A 19,364-nucleotide genomic window follows, 5' to 3' on the forward strand; every position below is an offset into this window, starting at 1 on the left:
CCTTTTTTTATGGTCGGCATATCGCTGTTCCTGCTGCCGGACGCGAACCAATTACTTTCAACACTAAGCAATTTTCAACATAAACAAAAGAACCATAAGAGTCTCAACGAAAGAGTTAAATCATAAGTCTTTGATTTTAAATGGCTATTTTTTACCATAAAAATCCATCAAAAAGTGGCCCAAGACCATAATTCAGACAATGAAATGCAAACAAATTCAATCATATCGCCGGATTGATTGAGGAAAAAGTCTAGATAAAGGGGCAATAGGGGGCACTATATGAGGAAACAACTGCGCTTGTCTTCGAAGGGTTATTTTAGTTAGATTACTAATTATTTTAATGCCCATGTTAGGGAGGTAGACAAGGAGATCGCAGGCCACCCCATGCCGCATACAACGCCTCCATTCACCACTCAGACGCGGCAGGAGCAGGTAACAAAAAGGCCCCTTGCGCAGCGCATGGGGCCTTTTATCTGCCGAAGCGGTAACGTCGCCCGTCAGCGCCGCTGCCAGGTCTCGAAGCAGTAGGGATGGGGGTTCTTCTCGTCAGGCTCATGGGGCTCGCGCTCAACGCAATGCCACTCCCCCTCATCGAAGGCGGGGAAACGGGTGTCCCCTGCGACCGCCAGATCGATGCGAGTCAGATAGAGGCTGTCGGCCCGAGGCAGCAGCTGGCCATAGAGATGGCCGCCGCCGATCACCATCAGCTCATCCACTTTCTCGCCCCTTGCCAGCAAGGCGAGCGCAGCCTCGACCGAATCGACCACCTCCACCCCCTCTGCGCGATAGTCGGGGTTGCGGCTGATCACCAGGTTGCGGCGCCCTGGCAAGGGCCGACCAATGGACTCGAAGGTCTTGCGCCCCATCAGTACCGGCTTGCCCAAGGTGACCCGCTTGAAGTGGGCAAGATCCGCAGGCAGATGCCAGGGCATCTGGTTGTCCTTGCCGATCACCCGATCCTGGGCCATGGCGGCAATCATGGAGATCTTCATTGGGGCTCTCACCGTCTGTCAGATTATGGGGCGGTTACGGTACACGACCAGGGAGGGTATCGCCAGCCCGAAGCTCAATGCGCCGACGATAAAGAGCGCCTTGAGGCCGTTCTCCACCGCGCTCTGAATAAGCTCCATGGTTACCCCCGAGATATTGAGCTCCACCACGGCGATCATCGCCTTGAACGCATAGCTGCCGGGGATCATCGGAATGATGGAGGCGACACTGAACACCGGGCGTGGCGCCAGCAGGCGCCGGGACCAGTAGACGCAGACAAAGCCGACCGTGGTCGCCGCCGCCAGCGTCGCCCACTCGATGGGCATGCCGTAATGAATGAGCAGGGTTCGCAAACTGTGAGCCAGGGCACCGCCCATGGCGCAGTACTTCAACATGCGTGGCGGCACGTTGAACAGCATGGCAAACCCCACCGCTGGAATGGCCGACCAGAACGCATCCTTGGCCAGCAGCCAGACAAGATCCATCATACTTTCCACCCCCAGATACCAGTGACCGACATGGCGAGAATAATCCCTATCGCCGCGCTGATGGTCAGCAGAGTCGCCGTGCCCCAGCGCGCCAGCCCCATGTTGAAGTAGCCCTTCACCATGTCGGAGACAGCGTTGATCAGCGGAAAGCCCGGTACCAGCAAGAGCACGCTGGCCGCCATGGCGAGATAGGGTTGAGCCCCCCAGCCAAAGAAGGTGGCGCTGGAGGCGAGCAGGGTGGCGATAAAGCCGGTGGCGGCAAAGTTGATGAGCGGGCTGTGGTGATGGCGGGCGATCAGCTGGCGAACTCGCATGGCGACCGAGGCCGAGAGACAGGTCACCAGGAAGATGGGCCAGTCACCGCCGAACAGCAGGCTGAAGGCACCGCAGGAGAGCCCCACCATGGGTACCACCAGCCAGGGGTGGTAATGAAACGGCACTATGCCGTCGAGCCGCTGGCGCACCTCACGCGCGCCGATCAGCGCCTTCTCCGCCATGATGCAGATGCGCTGGATCTCGCACACCACCTGCATGTTGATGCCGTGCTCCCGCACCCGCCGGGTGGTGGTGACGCAACTGCCCTGATAGAGGCTGGTGAGCACTATGGCGCTGGAGGAGATGGCCATCTCGACGCTCTCCAGCCCCAGCGCCAACCCGAGCCGGACCGTGGTCTGCTCTATGATGCGGCTCTCGGCCCCAAACTGGGCCAACATCTGGCCCGCCTTGACGATGATCCGGGTGATCTCCGTCTGCTGCTCCCGCGACAGCTCCCTTCCTGGTGTGATGCTGCTCATAATCCCTTAGAGTCGTAGCAAGATGAAATGTGCCCAGATATTACCCCAACCGTTATATTCCTTCATCCATATCTGCGGATTTAGCGGGCCGCCATGTTATTAAATGAGTACGCGACAAGAGTTTGCAGCAAATAAAAAACAAACCACCCAGATTATTAACATTGGGTGGTTGGCGCTGAAGGAAATATCGAAGAATAACGGGATAGGGTGGCAGCCAATAAAATTATTTACTCCTGAAATGATCCGCCAACAGGATCACATTGTCTGGCGGCACCCTCTCTTCGGCTTGCGTCAGAGACTCCTCCTGCAGGTGAACGATGTGGCGGCGCATGTCATACAGGGAGTCGTGCATCATGTTGGCAATCCGGATGCAGCTGTCCAGATTGTTCCTGGCCAGACGGCGCTGGCAATCGATGCGAAACTGCAGGCCCCGCAATCGCCGCTGCTGATCCGGTCCCACTTGGGCGATCAGGGCCTCTATCTGCTGGTGCAGCAAGGCATCGAGCCGCTCCGGCTCGGCCAGAGCCCAGTGTTTGAGCGTATCAAAATCTGGCAGCTCCATATCCCCTCCTGGCCAGACCCCTCGCACATCTCGGTGCGATCACGTCCGGCACATCATTTCGCTGTCCATAGGAAGGTTATATAAGATGGTGGGGATTTTGGGTCAGTCGACGCCGAGCCACAGGAGTCCGCTTTTTCATTCAGCTGGCGGATCCTGGGCGAAGGTAAATATTTATTCTTTAGGATTCATGAAATTATCGTTATTCCACATGCGTCACTTTTTTTATAAATTTTAAAGGCTTTTATGGTTCTTCTTATTCCCTATTCATCGATCGCGAATTAATCTGCTTTTCGTTCGAATCTCAATTTAAGCCTTTCCATGTCGTACCCGAGCCGGTGGTTTAACATATCTCACTGATTATGTTATTTTATTTACCACTTTTTCCAATGACCAAGGGCAGAGCATGAGCAAGGCAAGAATCGGTATAGTCACTGTCAGCGATCGCGCCAGCGCGGGCATCTATGAAGATCTCTCCGGCAAGGCCATCATCGACACCCTGAACGCCTATCTGACCTCGGAGTGGGAGCCCGTCTATCAGGTGATCCCGGATGAGCAGGATCAGATTGAGGCGACCCTGGTTCGGCTGGCGGATGAGGAGTCATGCTGCCTCATCGTCACCACGGGCGGCACAGGCCCGGCCAAGCGGGATGTGACGCCGGAAGCCACCGAAGCCGTGTGCGATCGCATGATGCCGGGCTTTGGCGAGCTGATGCGAGCCGAATCCCTCAAGTTCGTGCCAACCGCCATTTTGTCACGCCAGACCGCCGGCCTGCGCGGCAGCGCCCTCATCGTCAACCTGCCGGGCAAGCCCAAGTCCATCCGCGAGTGCCTGGATGCGGTCTTCCCCGCCATCCCCTACTGCATCGACCTGATGGAAGGGCCCTATCTCGAGTGCGACGAAGCCGTCATCAAGCCGTTCCGCCCCAAGAAATAGGAAACAGGACGGGGGATGTGAACCCCCGTCCCTCTCTTATTTGCGGCCGTATACCTTGACCCCCGCCTTGCTCCCTTCCGAATTGCCATAGACCTCGATCCGTTTGATACAGACCCGGCTGCCGAGGGACTTCCAGCCGGACTCCTGATCCTCTTTCAGCGCCTTGTCAAAGTGCAGTGTCTTGCTGCGGTCATTGCCGTAGATCACCTTGACCCTGTCCAGGGTCAGCTCCCGCCCCGCCTTGACCATGATGGACCTGGCCGGTCGGCAGGCGAGCATGGGAATGATGGCGGGGTGATCACCGACCCCGAGCAATATGGTATTGCCCAGCCGAAATTCATCGTCGGCCATGGCCGGGGGCACAACCCCGCCGAGCAGCGCCATCGGCAAGCAGATGCGCAAGGCGCGGGTAAAGGGGGATGAGAGATGAAGAGAAAACAGACCTGACATGATGCCTCCTGAAAAAAGGGGCATGATAAGGACCCGACGCCAAACCCAAGCTGTACTGGCGCTGTACCAGGGGGCAAGGCCAGCGCCAGAGGACAATATTGATTCTCTCCCTTGAGTCTGCAAACAATCTCGGCCTCAGCCTGCCCGCGAGCAACCATCCATCATTTAATCAAGACCAAAAGGTGAATAAAAACATCAATAAAAACAGCCAACTGAGATATTCACAGCGAACTGAAAGCGAGGATTCTCGAGGTAAAAAACGAGCCTGATTTCGATAGTAAAATCATGGAAAAATTCATCCTGGATAACAGCTAATTAATTAGAGTGCTTTCATTTGATAAAACAACCACTCAATATTCAGGGGTGGCCGAGCGTTATTTAGATTCATATTAAATGCATCATAAATATCGCCGGTGATGATCCTCAATAATAAATTTCCGGTCTGACATTCTGTATCCCGCATTCCAGAGAATGCCATCTGCTGTTCCCTCACCGAGTGGGGAAACGGATCGCCGCGCTTTTCAATCAAGATAAGGATGCATGATGAAAAAGTCCCTGCTGGTCGGCGCCCTGCTGCTCTGCCCTGCCGCCTTCGCCGCCGCCCCGCACTGGGAGTACAGCGGTGAGGCCGGCCCGGCGAAATGGGCCAGCCTGACCCCGGAATTTGGCCAGTGCGCCGGCAGTAACCAGTCGCCGGTCAACCTCTCGGGTCTGGTGGAGGCCGAGCTGGCACCACTGCAGTTCCACTACCTGCCGGGTGGCAAGACGCTAGTCAACAACGGCCACACGGTGCAGGTCAACTATACCCCCGGCAGCAGCCTTGAGCTCGACGGCATGCGCTTCGAGCTCAAGCAGTTCCACTTCCACGCCCCCAGCGAAAACCTCATCGAGGGCAGGTCCTACCCCCTGGAAGGGCACCTGGTCCATGCCAATGACAAGGGGGAGCTGGCGGTGGTGGCAGTGATGTTCGAAGCGGGCAAGGCCAATGGGGCGCTGAGCCGGGCCTGGGAGCAGTTGCCAGCGAAAACGGGCGAGATCCACGCCTTCAAGGAACCTATCTCTGCGGAGCAACTGCTGCCCACCCAGCGCGACTACTACCGCTTCAGCGGCTCGCTGACCACGCCGCCCTGCTCGGAAGGGGTGCGCTGGCTGGTGATGAAGCAGCCGGTGCAGGTGAGCCAGGCCCAGATCGACGCCTTCAAGGCGGTGATGCACCACCCCAACAACAGGCCAGTCCAGCCTCTCAACGGGCGACTGGTGCTGGAATAAGGGATTTATCTCACTGATTTATGCAATAAAAAGAGGGCCTTTTGGCCCTCTTTTGCATCTATCGCAAAGACGTTTACAGGCTGGCGGCAATCTTTGCCCCCAGCGCAGCGTTGTTCAGCACCCGCTGGACATTAACTGCCAGGGAGTTGCCACCGGTCAGCTCGCACACCCGGACGACCGATCACAGGCTGGCAGCGATGCGTGCCCCCAGCGCGGCGTTGTTCAGCACCAGCTGGATATTAACTGCCAGGGAGTCACCGCCGGTCAGTTCGCTCACAGGGGGCAACAGTTACAGGCTGGCGGCAATCTTTGCCCCCAGGGCGGCGTTGTTCAGCACCAGCTGGATATTGGCCGCCAGGGAGTTGCCGCCGGTCAGCTCGCACACCCGGGCCAGCAGGAAGGGGGTGGACTCCTTGCCCTTCACTCCCTGCTCGTCCGCCTCACGCAGTGCCTGGGCAATGGCAGCGTCGATGTCGGCCCTGGGCATGGCGAACTGGGTCGGGATGGGGTTGGTGACCACGGCACCACCGGCCAGTCCCAGCTCCCACTTCAGGCGCAGCGCCTCGGCGATCGCCGCCGGGGTGTCGAGGCGGTAGTCCACCTTGAAGCCGCTTTCGCGGGTGTAGAAGGCGGGCAGCTCCTCGGTCTGGTAGCCGATGACCGGCACCCCCTGAGTCTCCAGATACTCCAGAGTCAGACCGATGTCGAGGATCGACTTGGCGCCGGCACACACCACGGCCACCGGGGTCTGGGCAAATTCCTGCAGGTCGGCCGAGATGTCGAAGGTCTCCTGGGCACCGCGATGCACACCGCCGATACCGCCGGTGGCAAACACCCGGATCCCCGCCATGGCGGCGATGATCATGGTAGAAGCCACAGTCGTCGCCCCCAGACCCTTGTTGGCCAGCACGAAGGGAATGTCGCGTCGGCTGCACTTGGTGGCGGCGTGGCCGGCCTTGCCCAGCGCCTCCAGCGCCCCCTCATCCAGACCCACCTTGAGGCGGCCATCGATGATGGCGATGGTGGCTGGCACGGCGCCGTTGTCGCGCACCACCTGTTCGACCTGGCGCGCCGTCTCCACGTTCTGCGGATAGGGCATGCCGTGGGAGATGATGGTGGACTCCAGGGCAACGACCGGCTTGCCGGCGGCAAGAGCGTCGGCGACGACCGGTTGGATATCGAGGTAAGCGTTCAACATGGGTACTCCTCCAGCATGCGTTCAACGGCGGCCTTGGATAGGCCGGAAAAGACGGTATCGGAACAATTGACGGTAAGGGCGGCGCAGCCGAGGGCGAATCGGGTCGCCTCCATGATGCCCTGCTCCAGCAACCAGGCGTGAGCCAACCCTGCCATGAAGGCATCGCCGCCGCCGGTCACGTTGACGACAGGGCTGCCGAGCACGGGCAGATGGCCCTGGCACTCCCCGTCGCTGTAGAAAATCCCCTGATCGCCGAGGCTCAGGAACAGCCGCTGCACCCCGGCGCGGTGGAACCAGGCCGCCGCCATGGGCCAGGTGTCGGGCCCGGCAATGGTGAAGCCGCACAGCTGCTCGGCCTCGCTGCGGTTCGGCTTGAGGGTGTGGATCCGGTGCAGCCAGGGGCGGATCTTCTCCACCTTGGCCACAGAGACGGTGTCGACGAAGATGATGTGCTCCCCCTGGCGCTCGAACAGCCAGTCGAGGGTGTGGGTGGCGAGGTTGGTGTCGAGCACCCAGAGGCTGGCCGCCCCGAGGAAACCGCTGAGCGGGGTCAGCCGGGCCGGGGTGAGTTCGTCGATGATGCCCATGTCGTTGACGGCGCAGCTCATCTCGCCGCTGCCGTCGTGCAGGCTGAGGTAGCAGGAGGTTGCCTGGCCGTCCAGCACCAGCACCTGACGCACGTCGACCCCGGCGCGCTGGCTCACCTCCAGCAGGTGATGGCCGTATTGATCGTTGCCCACAGCGGTCAGCAACCGGGTATCGGTGCCGAGCCGCGCCAGGTTCTCGGCTATGTTGCGCCCCACACCGCCGGCGGAGGTGCGCACCCGACCCGGGTTGGAGTCGCCGATGCGCAGGTTGTCGTGGCTGCAGCCGCAGATATCCATATTGGCGCCGCCGATCACCACGGCGTAGGGGCCTTCGCGCAGCACATAGCCTCGCCCCTGCACATAGCCCTGGCGCATCAGGCTGGAGATATGGCTCGCCAGCGCCGAGCGGCTGATTCCCAGCCTGTCTGCCAGCTCCTGCTGGGCAATCATGGGATCCTGGCGCAGCAGGGCGAGGATCTCTTGCTCACGTTCCGTCATAGACAAACATCCAGTTACAAACGTTTGTCTATTATTTATGAAAAACGTTTTCCCACCATCCTCTCGTGCAAGAAATGTCGGGTCAGCCACAAAAAATCACCGGGCAGAGCCCGGTGACAGGAAAACGGTTTTCAGATGGTGCCACTCAACCCAGCTGCACCCAGACCTCGCCGCCGTCCAGTCGCACCGGCCAGCAGGCGACGCTCAGGGCCGGATCGTCCAGACAGCGGCCATCCATCAGGGCGTAGCGCTGCTTGTAGAGGGGGGAGGCGACCACGGGCTCGCCCCCGGCGTCCCCCACCAGGCCACGCCCCAGCACGGCGACGCCGGCCAGAGGATCCACCCCGTCCAGGGCATAGACATGCTCCCCGAGGCGAAACAGCGCCAGCACCCGCCCATTCAGCCAGGCGCTGCGCCCGGCCTGCTCCGGCAGCGCCGCCAGCTCGCACACCCTATGCCAGACCCCGGGCGCTGACGACAAGCCCTCTTCCTTCCCTTCGTTCATACCACCTCCTTGATGCTGATGGCGGGGGTGCAACCCGCTGGCCCCGCTCATACCAATTCCCTGATCGCGATATCCGGCACCCACTGACCCCGCTCCTCACGGCGGGGCGGTGTCTCGTCCTCGGGCCGGTTGACGAAGGCCTCGAACAGCTTGAGCTTGTCCGGATCCGCCAAGGTGCTCTTCCACTCGCACTGCCAGGTGCCGACTATCTCCCCCATCATGGCTTCCAGCTCGGCGCCGATGCCGAGTCTGTCTTCGATGATCACCGACCTGAGGTAGTCGAGCCCCCCTTCCATGTTCTCCATCCAGACAGAGGTGCGCTGCAGCCTGTCCCCGGTGCGCACATAGAACATCAGCAGCCGGTCGATGTAGCGGATCAGGGTCTGCTCGTCGAGATCGGTGGCGAACAGGTCGGCGTGGCGCGGCCGCATGCCGCCGTTGCCGCACACATAGAGGTTCCAGCCCCGCTCGGTGGCGATGACGCCTATGTCCTTGCTCTGGGCCTCGGCGCACTCCCGGGTGCAGCCGGAGACAGCAAACTTCAACTTGTGGGGGGCTCGCAGCCCCTTGTAGCGGTTCTCCAGGGTCAGGGTCAGGGTCATGGAGTCCTGCACCCCGTAGCGACACCAGGTGGAGCCGACGCAGGACTTCACGGTGCGCACCGACTTGCCGTAGGCCTGGCCGGTCTCGAACCCCGCCGCCACCAGCTCGCCCCAGATGGCGGGCAGCTGGTCGACCCGGGCGCCGAACAAGTCGATGCGCTGGCCGCCGGTGATCTTGGTGTAGAGGCCGTACTTGCGCGCCACCTCGCCTATGGTGATGAGCCCCTCCGGGGTGATCTCCCCACCCGGAATGCGCGGCACCACAGAGTAGGTGCCATCCTTTTGCAGGTTCGCGAGGAAGGCGTCATTGGTGTCCTGCAACCCGCGGTGGGGCTTCTCCAGCACGTGCTCGTTCCACAGCGACGCCAGGATGGAGGCCACCGTCGGCTTGCAGATGTCGCACCCCAGCCCCTGGCCGTGCTTGTCCCGCAGCGCCTCGAAGCTCTTCAGCTCGCCGACCCGGGCCAGGTGATAGAGCTCCTGGCGGCCGTGGGCGAAGTGCTCGCACAACCCCTTGTCCGCCTCCACACCGAGGTCCGCCAGGGTCTGATCCACCACCTGCTTGAGCAGGTTGCTGCAACCGCCGCAGCCGGTGCCCGCTTTGGTGCAGATCTTCACCGCCGACAGCTCGTGATTGCCCGCCCGAACGGCGGCCACCACCTCCCCCTTGCTGACGTTGTGACAGGAGCAGAGGATGGCGCTGTCCGGCAGCACCAGGGGCGCGGGGGCCGTGCCCGCCTCCCCCACCAGCAGGGAGAGCGGCGGCTGGGGCAGCGCCACCCCGTTCTGGTAGTACTGCAGCAGCCGATCAAAGTCGCCGCCGTCTCCCACCAGGATGGCACCGAGCAGGCGGCTCCCCTCGCCGTCGGTCACCAGCTTCTTGTAGATGCCCTTGACCCTGTCCAGCAGCAGCAGCTCCTGGGCACCGGCGGTGCTGGCGTGGGCGTCACCGATGGAGCCCACGTCCACCCCCATCAGCTTGAGCTTGGTGGACATGTCGGCCCCCGCGAAGCGGCTCTCGCCACCGCACAGGCTGGCCACGGCGGCCCGGGCCATCTGGTAGCCGGGGGCCACCAGCCCGAAGATGCGCCCCTGCCAGAGCGCACACTCGCCGATGGCGAGGATGGCGGGATCCGAGCTGTGGCAGCCGTCGTCGATGCAGATGCCGCCGCGCTCCCCAACCTCCAGCCCGGATTGCCGGGCCAGGGCGTCGGCGGGGCGGATGCCCGCCGAGAAGAGCAGGACGTCGGTCTCAAGGTGGGAGCCGTCCTTGAAACGCAGCCGGTGGCGAGCCTGCTCCCCCTGCTCTATGCACTCGGTGGCCTTCTCCACCAGCACCTCGACCCCGAGGGCCTGGATCTTGTCCCTCAGCACGGCGCCGCCGCTCTCGTCGAGCTGCACCGGCATCAGCCTGGGGGCGAATTCAACCACTTGCGTCTTGAGCCCGAGCAGGCGCAGGGCGTTGGCCGCCTCCAGTCCCAGCAGGCCGCCGCCTATGACCACGCCGCTGCGGGCCTGGGCGCAGGCATCGCGGATGGCGGCGAGATCCCCCAGGGTGCGGTAGACGAAGCACCCCTCCCGCTGATGGCCGGGGATGGGGGGCACGAAGGGCACGGAGCCGGTCGCCAGCACCAGACGGTCGTAAGGGAACTGCTCACCGTTGGCCAGCGTCAGGGTGTGGGCGGCCCTGTCGAGCACCTCCACCTCGGACCCCAGCCGCAGCGCGATGCCGCTCTCTTCATACCAGGCGGGATCCGCCATGCGCAGCGCCTCCGGGGCCTTGCCGCCGAATACCTCGGACAGGTGCACCCTGTCGTAGGCGGAGTCCGGCTCGGCCCCGAACACCGTCACCTCGAACCGGTCGAGGCCGCCCGCCGCCACCAGTTGCTCGACAAAGTGATGACCCACCATGCCGTTGCCCACCACCAGCAATCTTTGTTTATTGTCCATGTTTCTCTTCCTTGAATCCGGTGGGCTCAGGCGCGCAGCTTGCTGCGCACTTTCTCGGCCGCCTTGAGGGGGGTCACCTTGCGCTGCTTCTCGTAGAGGAAGCGCAGCACCTGCTGGCGCAGCTTGTGATAGTGGGGATCGTCCGCCAGGGCGACCCTGTCCCTCGGCCTTGGCAGGTCCACTGTCAGGATCTCGCCGACGGTGGCACTGGGGCCGTTGGTCATCATGCAGATGCGATCGGAGAGCAACACAGCCTCATCCACATCGTGGGTGATCATGATGACGGTGTTGCCAAGCTCCGCCTGGATCGCCATCAGCGCATCCTGCAGATGGGCCCGGGTCAGGGCATCGAGGGCGCCGAACGGCTCATCCATCAGCAGCACCTTGGGGGAGAGCGACAGCGCCCGGGCTATGCCGACCCGTTGTTTCATACCCCCCGACAGCTCGTGAGGCATCTTCCGGCTGGCGTGATCCATCTGCACCAGGGAGAGGTAGTAATCGACCCGCTCCGCCACCGCCCGCCGGTTCGGCTCAACCTGCCCCACCGCCAGCGCCACGTTCTGCTGGACGCTGAGCCAGGGCAGCAGGGCGTGGTTCTGGAACACCATGGCCCGCTCGGGCCCGGGGCCCGCCACCTCGCGGCCATCGAGGATGATGCCGCCGAGGGTCGGCTCCAGCAGCCCGGCCACCAGGTTCAGCACTGTGCTCTTGCCGCAGCCCGAGTGGCCGATGAGAGAGACGAACTCCCCCTTCTCGATGCGCAGGTTGACCCGGCTGAGGGCCTCGAAGCTGCCCTGCTCCGTCTCGAACGAGATGCCGACGTCGCTTATCTCCAGATAACTCTTCATTGGCTCTTCTCCGCCTGAATATGGAATTTGTTGTTAACGCAACACCTGGCGCTTGTCCCAGGAGAGCCACTGCTGCAGGGCCAGCATGCCCCTGTCCAGGGCGCAGCCGATGAGGCCTATGGTGATCACCGCCACCATGATGCGGGCCAGGGACGAGGAACCGCCGCTCTGGAACTCGTCCCACACGAACTTGCCGAGCCCCGGGTTCTGGGCCAGCATCTCCGCCGCGATCAGCACCATCCAGGCCACCCCCAGGGAGAGCCGCAACCCGGTGAAGATCATGGGCAGGGCCCCGGGCAGCACGATGCGCCGCACATGGGTCACAAAGGAGAGGCGCAGCACCCGGCTGACGTTGTGCAGATCTCCATCCAGCCCAGCCACCCCCACCGCCGTGTTGATCAGGGTCGGCCAGAGGGAGCAGAGGGTCACCGTCAGCGCCGAGGTGAGGAAGGATTTGGCGAGCCAGGGGCTGGGGTTTGCGTAGAGGGCGCTCACCACTAGCGTGATGAGGGGCAGCCAGGCCAGGGGGGAGACTGGCTTGAGCAGCTGGATCACCGGGTTGGCGGCGCGATAGAGCCCCTGGTTCATGCCGAGCAGCACCCCGCACGGGATGGCGATCAGGGTCGCCAGAGTGAAGCCGCACAGCACGGTGAGCAGGCTGGTGGCTATCTGATCGAAGAAGGTGGGGCGCCCTGTGTAGGGGCGCAGCTTCACCTCGGCCGCCGGATCTTCTGCCAGCCGCGCCGCATTGCGCGCCTGCTGGCGCTCGAGGAAGGCGCTCGCCTTCTCCCGCTCCGCCAGGTGATCCTGGCCGAGAGACCAGAACTGGCTGGCGGTGGCGAGCGGCCCGGGCAGGGTGCCCAGACTGGTCTGCACCTGGCTCGCCCCCCACTGCCAGAGGCCGAGGAAGAGCAGCACGCCGAGCAGGGGCTGCACCATGATTTTCCAGTTGATGGCTTTCCAATGGATAAGGGGCCATGTGTGTCGTTTCATCGAGATCTCCTTGCTCATTGCACCCGCTCATCGCCCTTGAGGCCGATGGCGAACTGCTGCAGATAGGCGTTGGGGTGGCGACCGTCGTAGATGAGGCCATCGATGAAGCCATCCTGGGGGCCGCGATAGCCCTGCTCGCTGGCAAAGTCCGGGAAGTCGGTGGCCTTGAGCTTGCCCTCGGCGATCAGCGCCTCGGCGGCCTGGCGATAGACCTCGGGTTGATACACCGCCTTGGCCACCTGCTCGAACCAGGCGTCCGGCTTGGCCTCGGGGATCTGGCCCCAGCGCCGCATCTGGGTCAGATACCAGATGGCGTCGGAGTAGTAGGGGTAGGTGGCGTGGTGGCGAAAGAAAACGTTGAAGTCAGGCAGCTGGCGCTTGTCCCCCTTGGCGTACTCGAAGGTGCCGGTCATGGAGCTGGCGATCACCGCCTCGTCGGCCCCCACGTACTCGGGCTTGGCCAGCAGCTTGGCCGCCTCGCGCCGGTTGCCGTTCTGTTCTGCATCCAGCCACCAGGCCGCCCGCAGCAGCGCCTTCACCAGCCGCACATGGGTGTTGGGGTGGCGCTCCGCCCACTGCCGGGTGACGCCGAACACCTTCTCCGGGTTGTTGCGCCAGATCTCAAGGTCTGTGATGACGGGCACCCCTATGCCTCTGGCGACCGCCTGCTGGTTCCAGGGCTCACCCACGCTGTAGCCGGCTATGGTACCCGCCTCCAGGGTGGCGGGCATCTGGGGCGGCGGCGTCACCGACAGCAGCACGTCAGCCTGACGCTGGCCCGAGTTGTCGCCAAGCTTGGGCGCGTAGAAGCCGGGGTGTAGGCCGCCCGCCGCCAGCCAGTACCTCAGCTCGTAGTTGTGGGGGGAGACGGGGAACACCATCCCCATGTTGAACGGCTTGCCTCCCTGGCGGTACTCCGCCACCACGGGCTTGAGGGCGGCGGCGCTCACCGGGGGCGGCACCTGGCCCGCCTTCGCCTTGGGCAGCTGGGGCGCCATGGCGGCCCAGACGCTGTTGGCCACCGTGATGGCGTTGCCGTTGAGATCCATGGCAAAGGCCGTCACCAGCTCGGCCTGGGTGCCGATGCCGATGTGGGCGGCCAGGGGCTGGCCCGCCAGCATCTGGGCGCCGTCCAGCTCGCCGTCTATCACCCGATCCAGCAGGATCTTCCAGTTCGCCTGGGCTTCCAGGGTCACGTAGAGCCCCTCATCCTCGAAATAGCCCCGCTCGTAGGCCACCGCCAGCGGCGCCATGTCGGTCAGCTTGATGAAGCCGAGTCTCAGCTCCTCCTGCTCGGGGGCACCCACAGCAGCCAGCGCCGGCAGCGACAGCGCCGCCAGCAGCAGCCCCGCACATCCTTGTCGTCCCTTCATTGCATCTCCTCGCTCGGTTCAGGGTCTGGGCATTCGCGCCAGGCTGTCGGGGGAATCGCTGTGCTGCCTCGTTGCAGCGCTGCGACCCGGACAGCGTGTTGCGACCAAAAAAAAGCCCCACCGATCCGGGATCGGTGGGGCCTCTTTGCCCTGTTGCAGCGAGGTGGCCGATCTGGCCCCTCACTGCGTCTCTTCACTTCATTGCACTCGTCTTCTTGTTATTTTGTTATTCACTTTCCGTGCCAGCTCGTCCAAGCCCCACCGGACGGCCCTTTCCGGCCTTTGTCTCCCTGCTTTTCCCCCAAATTTGCCTCAATTAGGCGCAATTGCACCAAAACGGTTTGCCAGCGGGGCGCTCAGGCGGGCAATGCCTGCAGCAGTTGCCGCGCCAGCTCCCCCAGGCTCAGGTGGCGGCTCATGGCGGTGCTGCGCATCAGGCGATAGGCCTGCTCCTCATCCAGCCCCTGATGGCGCATCAGGCGCCCCTTGGCCTGCTCGATGAGCCGCCGCTCCTCCAGCTTCTGGCGCAGCTCGCTCTCGGTCTGCATCAGGGCCTGCACCATGGCGAGCTGGCTGCGGGCGAGCCGCAGCCACTGCTCCACCGGCTCCCGCTCGCCGCACGGGTGGGGCACCAGCAGCACCCCCTGCTGCAACAGGGCGAGCTGGGTGTCGCCCCCCAGCCGCTCGCAGAACAAGAGGCGCGGCAAGCCGGGCCAGAGGGAGAGGCCGAGGCGCACCTCGGCGCCGAACTGGCGGCAACTGACCAGCAGGGCGTCCCCCTGCTCCATCGGGGTCAGCAGCTGGCGGGTGTCGAGTATCCTGGGCTGATGGCCATAGTGGCTGACCAGCAGGGCCAGGCGATTGGCCTGGCCCGGATCATCGGCGTGGATCAGCAGGCGGGAGGGGGGGCCATCCTGGCCCCGGGGAAGAGTAGTCATGGCGCTCCTTGCCAACGGCTATCGCAACGTGTCTGCCGAAAATGCCGCAACATGAAGGCCAACTATTTGAATCTACCTCCTTTTTATCTATCCAGAGGTAGTGGGGGTAGAGGGGGAAAACCGGCTCAGGCCACCCGCTCCATGGTCTGGTTCAGCAGGGCCTGCAGCTCGGCGCCCAGGTTCACCACCTCCCCCATGATCATCAGCACGGGGCTTTGGCCGAGCAGGGCACGGGCGGCCTGCTCCAGTCCCTCGAGCCTGGCGTGATGGACCTGCTGGCGCGCACTGCACCCGGCCACCACCAGGGCCACCGGCAGATCCCCGGATGCCCCCGCCGCCAGCAACCCCTGCCGGATCTGGGCCGCCCGCTCCAGCCCCATGTAGAACACCAGGGTGTGACCGGCCCGGGTCAGCCCCTGCCAGCCTCTATAGTCCCCCTCGTCCATCAGATGGCCCGTCACCAGGGTCAGGGAGCGGGCCAGCCCCCTGTGGGTCAGGGGGATCAGGGTGCTGGCGGCGCAGCCCAGGGCCGCCGTGATGCCGGGCACCAGCTCGGCCTCTATGCCATGGCGGGCCAGGTGCAGCGCCTCCTCCCCACCCCGGCCGAACACCAGGGGATCCCCCCCCTTGAGGCGCACCACCCGCTTGCCGGTGCGGGCCAGGGCCAGCAGCAGGGCGTTGATCTCCTCCTGGGTGGGGCTCGGCTCGCCGCAGCGCTTGCCCACGTCGAAGCGGGCCGCTCCCTGAGGAATGCGGGCCAGGATCTCGCTCCCCACCAGACGGTCATAGACCACCACCTCAGCCGCCTCGATGCGGTGCAGGGCGCGCAGGGTCAACAATTCGAGGGGCCCGGGGCCCGCACCTACCAGACTGATTTGGCTCATCGCACACTCCTTGTGTTGCTGCCCAGGCCTCAGGCCTGGGCGATATAGACATGCTTGATCAACAGCTTGTCGATCTCTGGCAGGCAGGTACCGCAGTTGCTGCCGCAGCCGAGCAGGGCCTGCAGCCCCGCCAGCTCGCTCACCCCCTGCCGGGTGATGGCATCGACGATGCGCTGCTCCGACACCCGCAGGCAGGAGCAGACCAGCCGGCTCTCCCCGGCAAGCGCCTGGCTCAGGGTCTGGCTCAGGGCCCCCGCCTGCAGCGGCGTGCCGAGCAGGCTGGCCAGCAGATCCACCTTGATGTCAGGACGCCGCTCCCCCACCAGCAGGATGCCCTCGATGCGATCCCCGATCAGGGCCAGGGCGAGCCAGCCCTCCTTCAGGGGCAGCCGCAGCCAGTGTCCCTCGGCCCCCAACCGTTGCCACAGGCTCTCTGTGCTGTCTGACCAGGAGGCCAGCAGGGTGCAGTTGCCCTCGGGCAGGGGGCGCCTGGCCCACCAGTCCACCGGCTCGCGCCAGTCATGGCGGCCGCACCAGAGTCCCTGCCAGCGGGTGGCCTGCGCCCTCGCCTGCACTCGCCCCTGCTTGAACATGGGCTGCCCGGATAGGGGATCCACCACGGCGGCGATGAGGCGGTTGACCGCCCCCTGGCTGCACTGGCTGTCGGTCCAGTGCATGGGCAGGAAGGCCTCCCCCTCCCTGAGCCCCTCGTCCAGCCCCACCAGCAGCAGCGCCTCCCCGATCTCGTTGTGAAGGCGCACCAGATCCCCCTCCCTGGCGCCGAGCGCCAGCAGGCTGGCGGCCCCCACCCGCACCCTGGGCCAGGGCTCAGCCTCCTGCAACCTGGGCACGTGGCCGGTGCGGGTCATGGTGTGCCACTGATCCCGCAGCCGGCCGCTGTTGAGGAGCAGGGGGAGATCCTCCCCTGGCCCGGCCTCGGGCTGCGGGGGGAAGTGCTGGGCCAGAGGCAGCAGGCGGGCACGGCCATCCGGAGTGGCGAAGCGCCCGTCCTCGAACAAGCGGGCTCGCCCCTTTGGCCAGTCGGCGTTGACGGGCCAGCTCAAGGGTTCCAGCGCCTCGAACTCGGCGCGGCTAAGATCCGCCAGCCCCGAGATGTCGAACTGGCGGGCCCCTTCGTTCTCGAAGCCGGACAGGGCGGCGTGTTCACAGAAGATTTCGTGCTCGTGCTCATAGGCGAAGCCCTCGCCAAAGCCGAGCCGGCGGGCGAGCCGGGTCAGCGCCCACCAGTCGGGCCTGGCCTCCCCCGGCAGGGGCAGGAAGGCGCGCTGGCGGCTGATGGTGCGCTCGGAGTTGGTGACGGTGCCGCTCTTCTCCCCCCAGGCGGCGGCGGGCAGCAGCAGGTGGGCGAGGCGCGCCGTGTCGGTATTGGCCGTCACCTCCGAGACCACCAGCAGCTCGCAGCGGCTCAGGGCTTCGCGCACCCGGTTGCCATCCGGCAGGGAGACCGCCGGGTTGGTGCCAAGCACCCAGAGGGCGCGGATCTCCCCCCTGTACACCGCCTCGAACAACTCGACTGCCTTGTGCCCCGGCCCGCGCACCATGGTCGGGCTTCCCCAGAAGCGCTGCACCCTATCGCACTCGGCCTCGCCAAAGCCCATGTGGGCGGCGAGCTGGGTCGCCAGCCCCCCCACCTCGCGCCCCCCCATGGCGTTGGGCTGCCCCGTCATGGAGAAGGGGGCCGCCCCCGGCTTGCCGATGCGGCCGCACATCAGATGGGCGTTGATGATGGCGTTGGCCTTGTCCACCCCCTGGTTGGACTGGTTGATCCCCTGGCAGAACAGGGTGACAGTCCTGGGGGTGCGGGCAAACAGCTGGTAGAAGCCGAGCAGATCGCTGCGGGAGAGGCCGCAGCTGCGGGCCACCTGGTCCAGCTGCCAGGCGGGGTCGTCCAGCGCCGCCGCCAGCGCCTCGAAGCCGCTCACGTGCTGCGCCACATAGGCCTGGTCCCAGCCGTCGCTGTCGAGCAGATAACGGCACAGGCCGTTCCAGAGCGCCACGTCGCTGCCGGGCTTGAGGGCCAGATGCAGATCCCCCTGCTCCGCCGTCATGGTGCGGCGGGGATCCAGCACCACCAGCCTGAGCTCGGGGCGGCGCGCCCGCGCCTGCTGCAGGCGACGAAACAGCACAGGGTGGGTCCAGGCGGTGTTGGCACCGGTGAGCACCACCAGATCCGCAAGCTCCAGATCCTCGTAACAGGCGGGCACCAGATCCTCGCCGAAGGCGCGCTGGTGGGCCACCACCGCCGACGACATGCAGAGCCGGGAGTTGGTATCCACGTTGGCACTGCCCAGATACCCCTTCATCAGCTTGTTGGCGACGTAGTAATCCTCGGTGGTGAGCTGGCCAGACAGATAGATGCCGATGGCTTGCGGCCCGGATTCAGCCAGGATGGCGGCGAAACGCTCCGCCAGGGTATCGAGCGCCTCATCCCAGCCGATTCGCTGCCCCAGCCAGCGCGGATATAGCAGGCGATCGGGGAAGGCCAGGCTCTCCAGCAGGCTGGCCCCCTTGACGCAGAGGGCGCCGCCGTTGGCCGGATGCTCTTCATCCCCCTGCAGTTGCCAGCGCTCCCCCTCCCGGCTGAGCCGGATGCCACACCCCACTCCACAATAGGCACAGGTGGTCTTCATTCCCTCGCTCCTTGTCGCCGGCGGCCCCCGGGGCCGCCCCTTGTCCCGTCTGATGGCAGGCCCATAAAAAAAGCGTCCGCCCCCCTGCGGGGACGGACGCCGTTGTCCGGATGAGCCTCAGTCATCTTGTATGGGCAAGTGACTGCAAAGCCCGCGCCAGGATGCCAGGTGCGCAGCCATTGGGCGCCAGGGTGCAGGGCTGCGCCAGCGCGGTGCAACTGCTCCCTTGTTGGGCCCGCCAGACGGGAGTCGGCACCACAGGCTGGGCAAGGGGCGCGCCGGGAGTATAATGCGCCGCCACAGAGGAGAACGAGATGAAAGAGTCAGGTTACGGCGCCGCACAGCGGGTCGATGCGGCCCCCGAGTATTGCGCCATCGGGCTGGTCAATCCCAAGTCACCGGAGAACGTGGGGGCCGTGATGCGGGCCGCCGGCTGCTACGGAGCAGAAGAGGTCTACTACACGGGTCAACGCTTCGAGCTGGCGCGGCGCTTTGCCACCGACACCAAGCAGATGGTGGAGAAGATCCCCCTGCTCGGGGTCGAGGATCTGCTGGCCTTCGTCCCCGAGGGCTGCACCCCTGTGCTGGTGGATCTCATCGAGGGAGCCACCTCGCTGCCGGACTACGAGCACCCCGAGCGGGCCTTCTACATCTTCGGCCCTGAGGATGGCACCCTGGAGCCCGCCCGCTTCGCGGCGGTGAGGGAGGTTGTCTATGTACCGACTCAGGGTTGCATGAACCTGGCCGCCTCGGTCAACGTGATCCTCTACGACCGGCTGGCCAAGAAGCTGAGGGCTGAAGGCTGAAGGCTGAATGCCAAGCAAGAAGATGATCCAGGTGGCCAGCAGGC

General features: G+C 64.3%; 19 protein-coding genes and 1 pseudogene. 3 read left to right on the forward strand and 17 right to left on the reverse strand.

The window, feature by feature from the left end; translation table 11 throughout:
* Positions 1 to 497 precede the first annotated feature (497 nt).
* From folA to ACB030_RS09390, 4 genes are all read right to left on the reverse strand, one after another.
* Positions 498 to 992, reverse strand: a complete 495-nt coding sequence (gene folA / locus ACB030_RS09375; protein ID WP_371159300.1) for a type 3 dihydrofolate reductase — start codon at positions 990 to 992, stop codon at positions 498 to 500.
* Positions 993 to 1,010: 18 nt separating this feature from the next.
* A complete protein-coding gene (locus ACB030_RS09380; protein WP_371159302.1) occupies positions 1,011 to 1,478 on the reverse strand; it encodes a threonine/serine exporter family protein in 468 nt (155 codons plus the stop codon).
* Positions 1,475 to 2,272 (reverse strand): threonine/serine exporter family protein, encoded by a 798-nt coding sequence (locus ACB030_RS09385; protein ID WP_371159304.1) that lies wholly within the window; start codon positions 2,270 to 2,272, stop codon positions 1,475 to 1,477. The genes ACB030_RS09380 and ACB030_RS09385 overlap by 4 nt, the downstream gene beginning before the upstream one ends.
* A gap of 223 nt (positions 2,273 to 2,495) precedes the next feature.
* Entirely contained in the window at positions 2,496 to 2,834 is a 339-nt protein-coding gene (locus tag ACB030_RS09390) for a DUF3135 domain-containing protein (RefSeq protein WP_371159306.1), read from the reverse strand.
* A gap of 403 nt (positions 2,835 to 3,237) precedes the next feature.
* On the opposite strand from ACB030_RS09390, the gene mog reads away from it, so the two are divergent.
* Positions 3,238 to 3,768: a molybdopterin adenylyltransferase gene (gene mog, locus ACB030_RS09395; protein WP_371159308.1), complete on the forward strand. Its 531-nt coding sequence runs from the start codon at positions 3,238 to 3,240 to the stop codon at positions 3,766 to 3,768.
* 36 nt (positions 3,769 to 3,804) lie between these two features.
* On the opposite strand, the gene ACB030_RS09400 is transcribed toward mog, so the two are convergent.
* Positions 3,805 to 4,152 carry a DUF2541 domain-containing protein gene (locus ACB030_RS09400; protein WP_371159446.1) on the reverse strand — a complete coding sequence of 116 codons (348 nt, stop codon included), beginning with the start codon at positions 4,150 to 4,152 and terminating at the stop codon, positions 3,805 to 3,807.
* A 609-nt stretch (positions 4,153 to 4,761) separates the two neighbouring features.
* Here ACB030_RS09400 and ACB030_RS09405 point away from each other — a divergent pair.
* On the forward strand, positions 4,762 to 5,487 hold the full coding sequence (locus ACB030_RS09405) for a carbonic anhydrase (RefSeq protein ID WP_371159310.1): 726 nt from the start codon (positions 4,762 to 4,764) through the stop codon (positions 5,485 to 5,487).
* A 73-nt stretch (positions 5,488 to 5,560) separates the two neighbouring features.
* On the opposite strand, the pseudogene ACB030_RS09410 reads toward ACB030_RS09405, so the two are convergent.
* The 12 genes and pseudogenes from ACB030_RS09410 to ACB030_RS09465 form a co-directional block, all read right to left on the reverse strand.
* Positions 5,561 to 5,659 (reverse strand): annotated as a pseudogene (locus tag ACB030_RS09410) (pseudouridine-5-phosphate glycosidase); the annotation flags it as partial.
* 9 nt (positions 5,660 to 5,668) lie between these two features.
* Entirely contained in the window at positions 5,669 to 5,764 is a 96-nt protein-coding gene (locus tag ACB030_RS09415) for a pseudouridine-5'-phosphate glycosidase (protein ID WP_310508850.1), read from the reverse strand.
* A gap of 12 nt (positions 5,765 to 5,776) precedes the next feature.
* Positions 5,777 to 6,685: a pseudouridine-5'-phosphate glycosidase gene (locus ACB030_RS09420; RefSeq protein ID WP_371159312.1), complete on the reverse strand. Its 909-nt coding sequence runs from the start codon at positions 6,683 to 6,685 to the stop codon at positions 5,777 to 5,779.
* Positions 6,679 to 7,770: a PfkB family carbohydrate kinase gene (locus tag ACB030_RS09425; protein WP_371159314.1), complete on the reverse strand. Its 1,092-nt coding sequence runs from the start codon at positions 7,768 to 7,770 to the stop codon at positions 6,679 to 6,681. Before ACB030_RS09425 ends, ACB030_RS09420 begins: the two co-directional genes overlap by 7 nt.
* Positions 7,771 to 7,915: 145 nt before the next feature.
* Entirely contained in the window at positions 7,916 to 8,275 is a 360-nt protein-coding gene (gene nirD / locus ACB030_RS09430; RefSeq protein ID WP_371159316.1) for a nitrite reductase small subunit NirD, read from the reverse strand.
* Between the two features lie 47 nt (positions 8,276 to 8,322).
* Positions 8,323 to 10,827, reverse strand: a complete 2,505-nt coding sequence (gene nirB / locus ACB030_RS09435; RefSeq protein WP_371159318.1) for a nitrite reductase large subunit NirB — start codon at positions 10,825 to 10,827, stop codon at positions 8,323 to 8,325.
* Positions 10,828 to 10,853: 26 nt separating this feature from the next.
* Entirely contained in the window at positions 10,854 to 11,675 is an 822-nt protein-coding gene (locus ACB030_RS09440) for an ABC transporter ATP-binding protein (RefSeq protein ID WP_234568694.1), read from the reverse strand.
* Positions 11,676 to 11,708: 33 nt separating this feature from the next.
* Entirely contained in the window at positions 11,709 to 12,668 is a 960-nt protein-coding gene (locus ACB030_RS09445; protein WP_371159320.1) for an ABC transporter permease, read from the reverse strand.
* 14 nt (positions 12,669 to 12,682) lie between these two features.
* Entirely contained in the window at positions 12,683 to 14,041 is a 1,359-nt protein-coding gene (locus tag ACB030_RS09450) for a CmpA/NrtA family ABC transporter substrate-binding protein (protein WP_371159322.1), read from the reverse strand.
* 356 nt (positions 14,042 to 14,397) lie between these two features.
* A complete protein-coding gene (locus ACB030_RS09455) occupies positions 14,398 to 14,979 on the reverse strand; it encodes an ANTAR domain-containing response regulator (protein ID WP_205642334.1) in 582 nt (193 codons plus the stop codon).
* Positions 14,980 to 15,104: 125 nt separating this feature from the next.
* Positions 15,105 to 15,863 (reverse strand): uroporphyrinogen-III C-methyltransferase, encoded by a 759-nt coding sequence (gene cobA / locus ACB030_RS09460; protein WP_081934461.1) that lies wholly within the window; start codon positions 15,861 to 15,863, stop codon positions 15,105 to 15,107.
* A gap of 29 nt (positions 15,864 to 15,892) precedes the next feature.
* Positions 15,893 to 18,514 (reverse strand): molybdopterin-dependent oxidoreductase, encoded by a 2,622-nt coding sequence (locus ACB030_RS09465; RefSeq protein ID WP_371159324.1) that lies wholly within the window; start codon positions 18,512 to 18,514, stop codon positions 15,893 to 15,895.
* Between the two features lie 314 nt (positions 18,515 to 18,828).
* Between ACB030_RS09465 and ACB030_RS09470 the strand changes: the two genes are divergently transcribed.
* Entirely contained in the window at positions 18,829 to 19,320 is a 492-nt protein-coding gene (locus ACB030_RS09470) for an RNA methyltransferase (RefSeq protein WP_371159326.1), read from the forward strand.
* The last annotated feature ends 44 nt before the right edge of the window (positions 19,321 to 19,364 follow it).

This window comes from Aeromonas sp. S16(2024), assembly GCF_041403065.1.
GTDB lineage: Bacteria > Pseudomonadota > Gammaproteobacteria > Enterobacterales > Aeromonadaceae > Aeromonas.

Bases quoted from the DNA above. Each gene is read 5' to 3' on its own strand.
- nirB (WP_371159318.1), bottom strand. From the start codon at position 10,827: ATGGACAATAAACAAAGATTGCTGGTGGTGGGCAACGGCATGGTGGGT.
- ACB030_RS09380 (WP_371159302.1), bottom strand. From the start codon at position 1,478: ATGATGGATCTTGTCTGGCTGCTGGCCAAGGATGCGTTCTGGTCGGCC.
- folA (WP_371159300.1), bottom strand. From the start codon at position 992: ATGAAGATCTCCATGATTGCCGCCATGGCCCAGGATCGGGTGATCGGC.
- cobA (WP_081934461.1), bottom strand. From the start codon at position 15,863: ATGAGCCAAATCAGTCTGGTAGGTGCGGGCCCCGGGCCCCTCGAATTG.
- ACB030_RS09425 (WP_371159314.1), bottom strand. From the start codon at position 7,770: ATGACGGAACGTGAGCAAGAGATCCTCGCCCTGCTGCGCCAGGATCCC.
- ACB030_RS09405 (WP_371159310.1), top strand. From the start codon at position 4,762: ATGAAAAAGTCCCTGCTGGTCGGCGCCCTGCTGCTCTGCCCTGCCGCC.
- ACB030_RS09470 (WP_371159326.1), top strand. From the start codon at position 18,829: ATGAAAGAGTCAGGTTACGGCGCCGCACAGCGGGTCGATGCGGCCCCC.
- mog (WP_371159308.1), top strand. From the start codon at position 3,238: ATGAGCAAGGCAAGAATCGGTATAGTCACTGTCAGCGATCGCGCCAGC.
- ACB030_RS09440 (WP_234568694.1), bottom strand. From the start codon at position 11,675: ATGAAGAGTTATCTGGAGATAAGCGACGTCGGCATCTCGTTCGAGACG.
- ACB030_RS09445 (WP_371159320.1), bottom strand. From the start codon at position 12,668: ATGAAACGACACACATGGCCCCTTATCCATTGGAAAGCCATCAACTGG.
- ACB030_RS09450 (WP_371159322.1), bottom strand. From the start codon at position 14,041: ATGAAGGGACGACAAGGATGTGCGGGGCTGCTGCTGGCGGCGCTGTCG.
- nirD (WP_371159316.1), bottom strand. From the start codon at position 8,275: ATGAACGAAGGGAAGGAAGAGGGCTTGTCGTCAGCGCCCGGGGTCTGG.
- ACB030_RS09420 (WP_371159312.1), bottom strand. From the start codon at position 6,685: ATGTTGAACGCTTACCTCGATATCCAACCGGTCGTCGCCGACGCTCTT.
- ACB030_RS09390 (WP_371159306.1), bottom strand. From the start codon at position 2,834: ATGGAGCTGCCAGATTTTGATACGCTCAAACACTGGGCTCTGGCCGAG.
- ACB030_RS09455 (WP_205642334.1), bottom strand. From the start codon at position 14,979: ATGACTACTCTTCCCCGGGGCCAGGATGGCCCCCCCTCCCGCCTGCTG.
- ACB030_RS09385 (WP_371159304.1), bottom strand. From the start codon at position 2,272: ATGAGCAGCATCACACCAGGAAGGGAGCTGTCGCGGGAGCAGCAGACG.
- ACB030_RS09465 (WP_371159324.1), bottom strand. From the start codon at position 18,514: ATGAAGACCACCTGTGCCTATTGTGGAGTGGGGTGTGGCATCCGGCTC.
- ACB030_RS09400 (WP_371159446.1), bottom strand. From the start codon at position 4,152: ATGGCGCTGCTCGGCGGGGTTGTGCCCCCGGCCATGGCCGACGATGAA.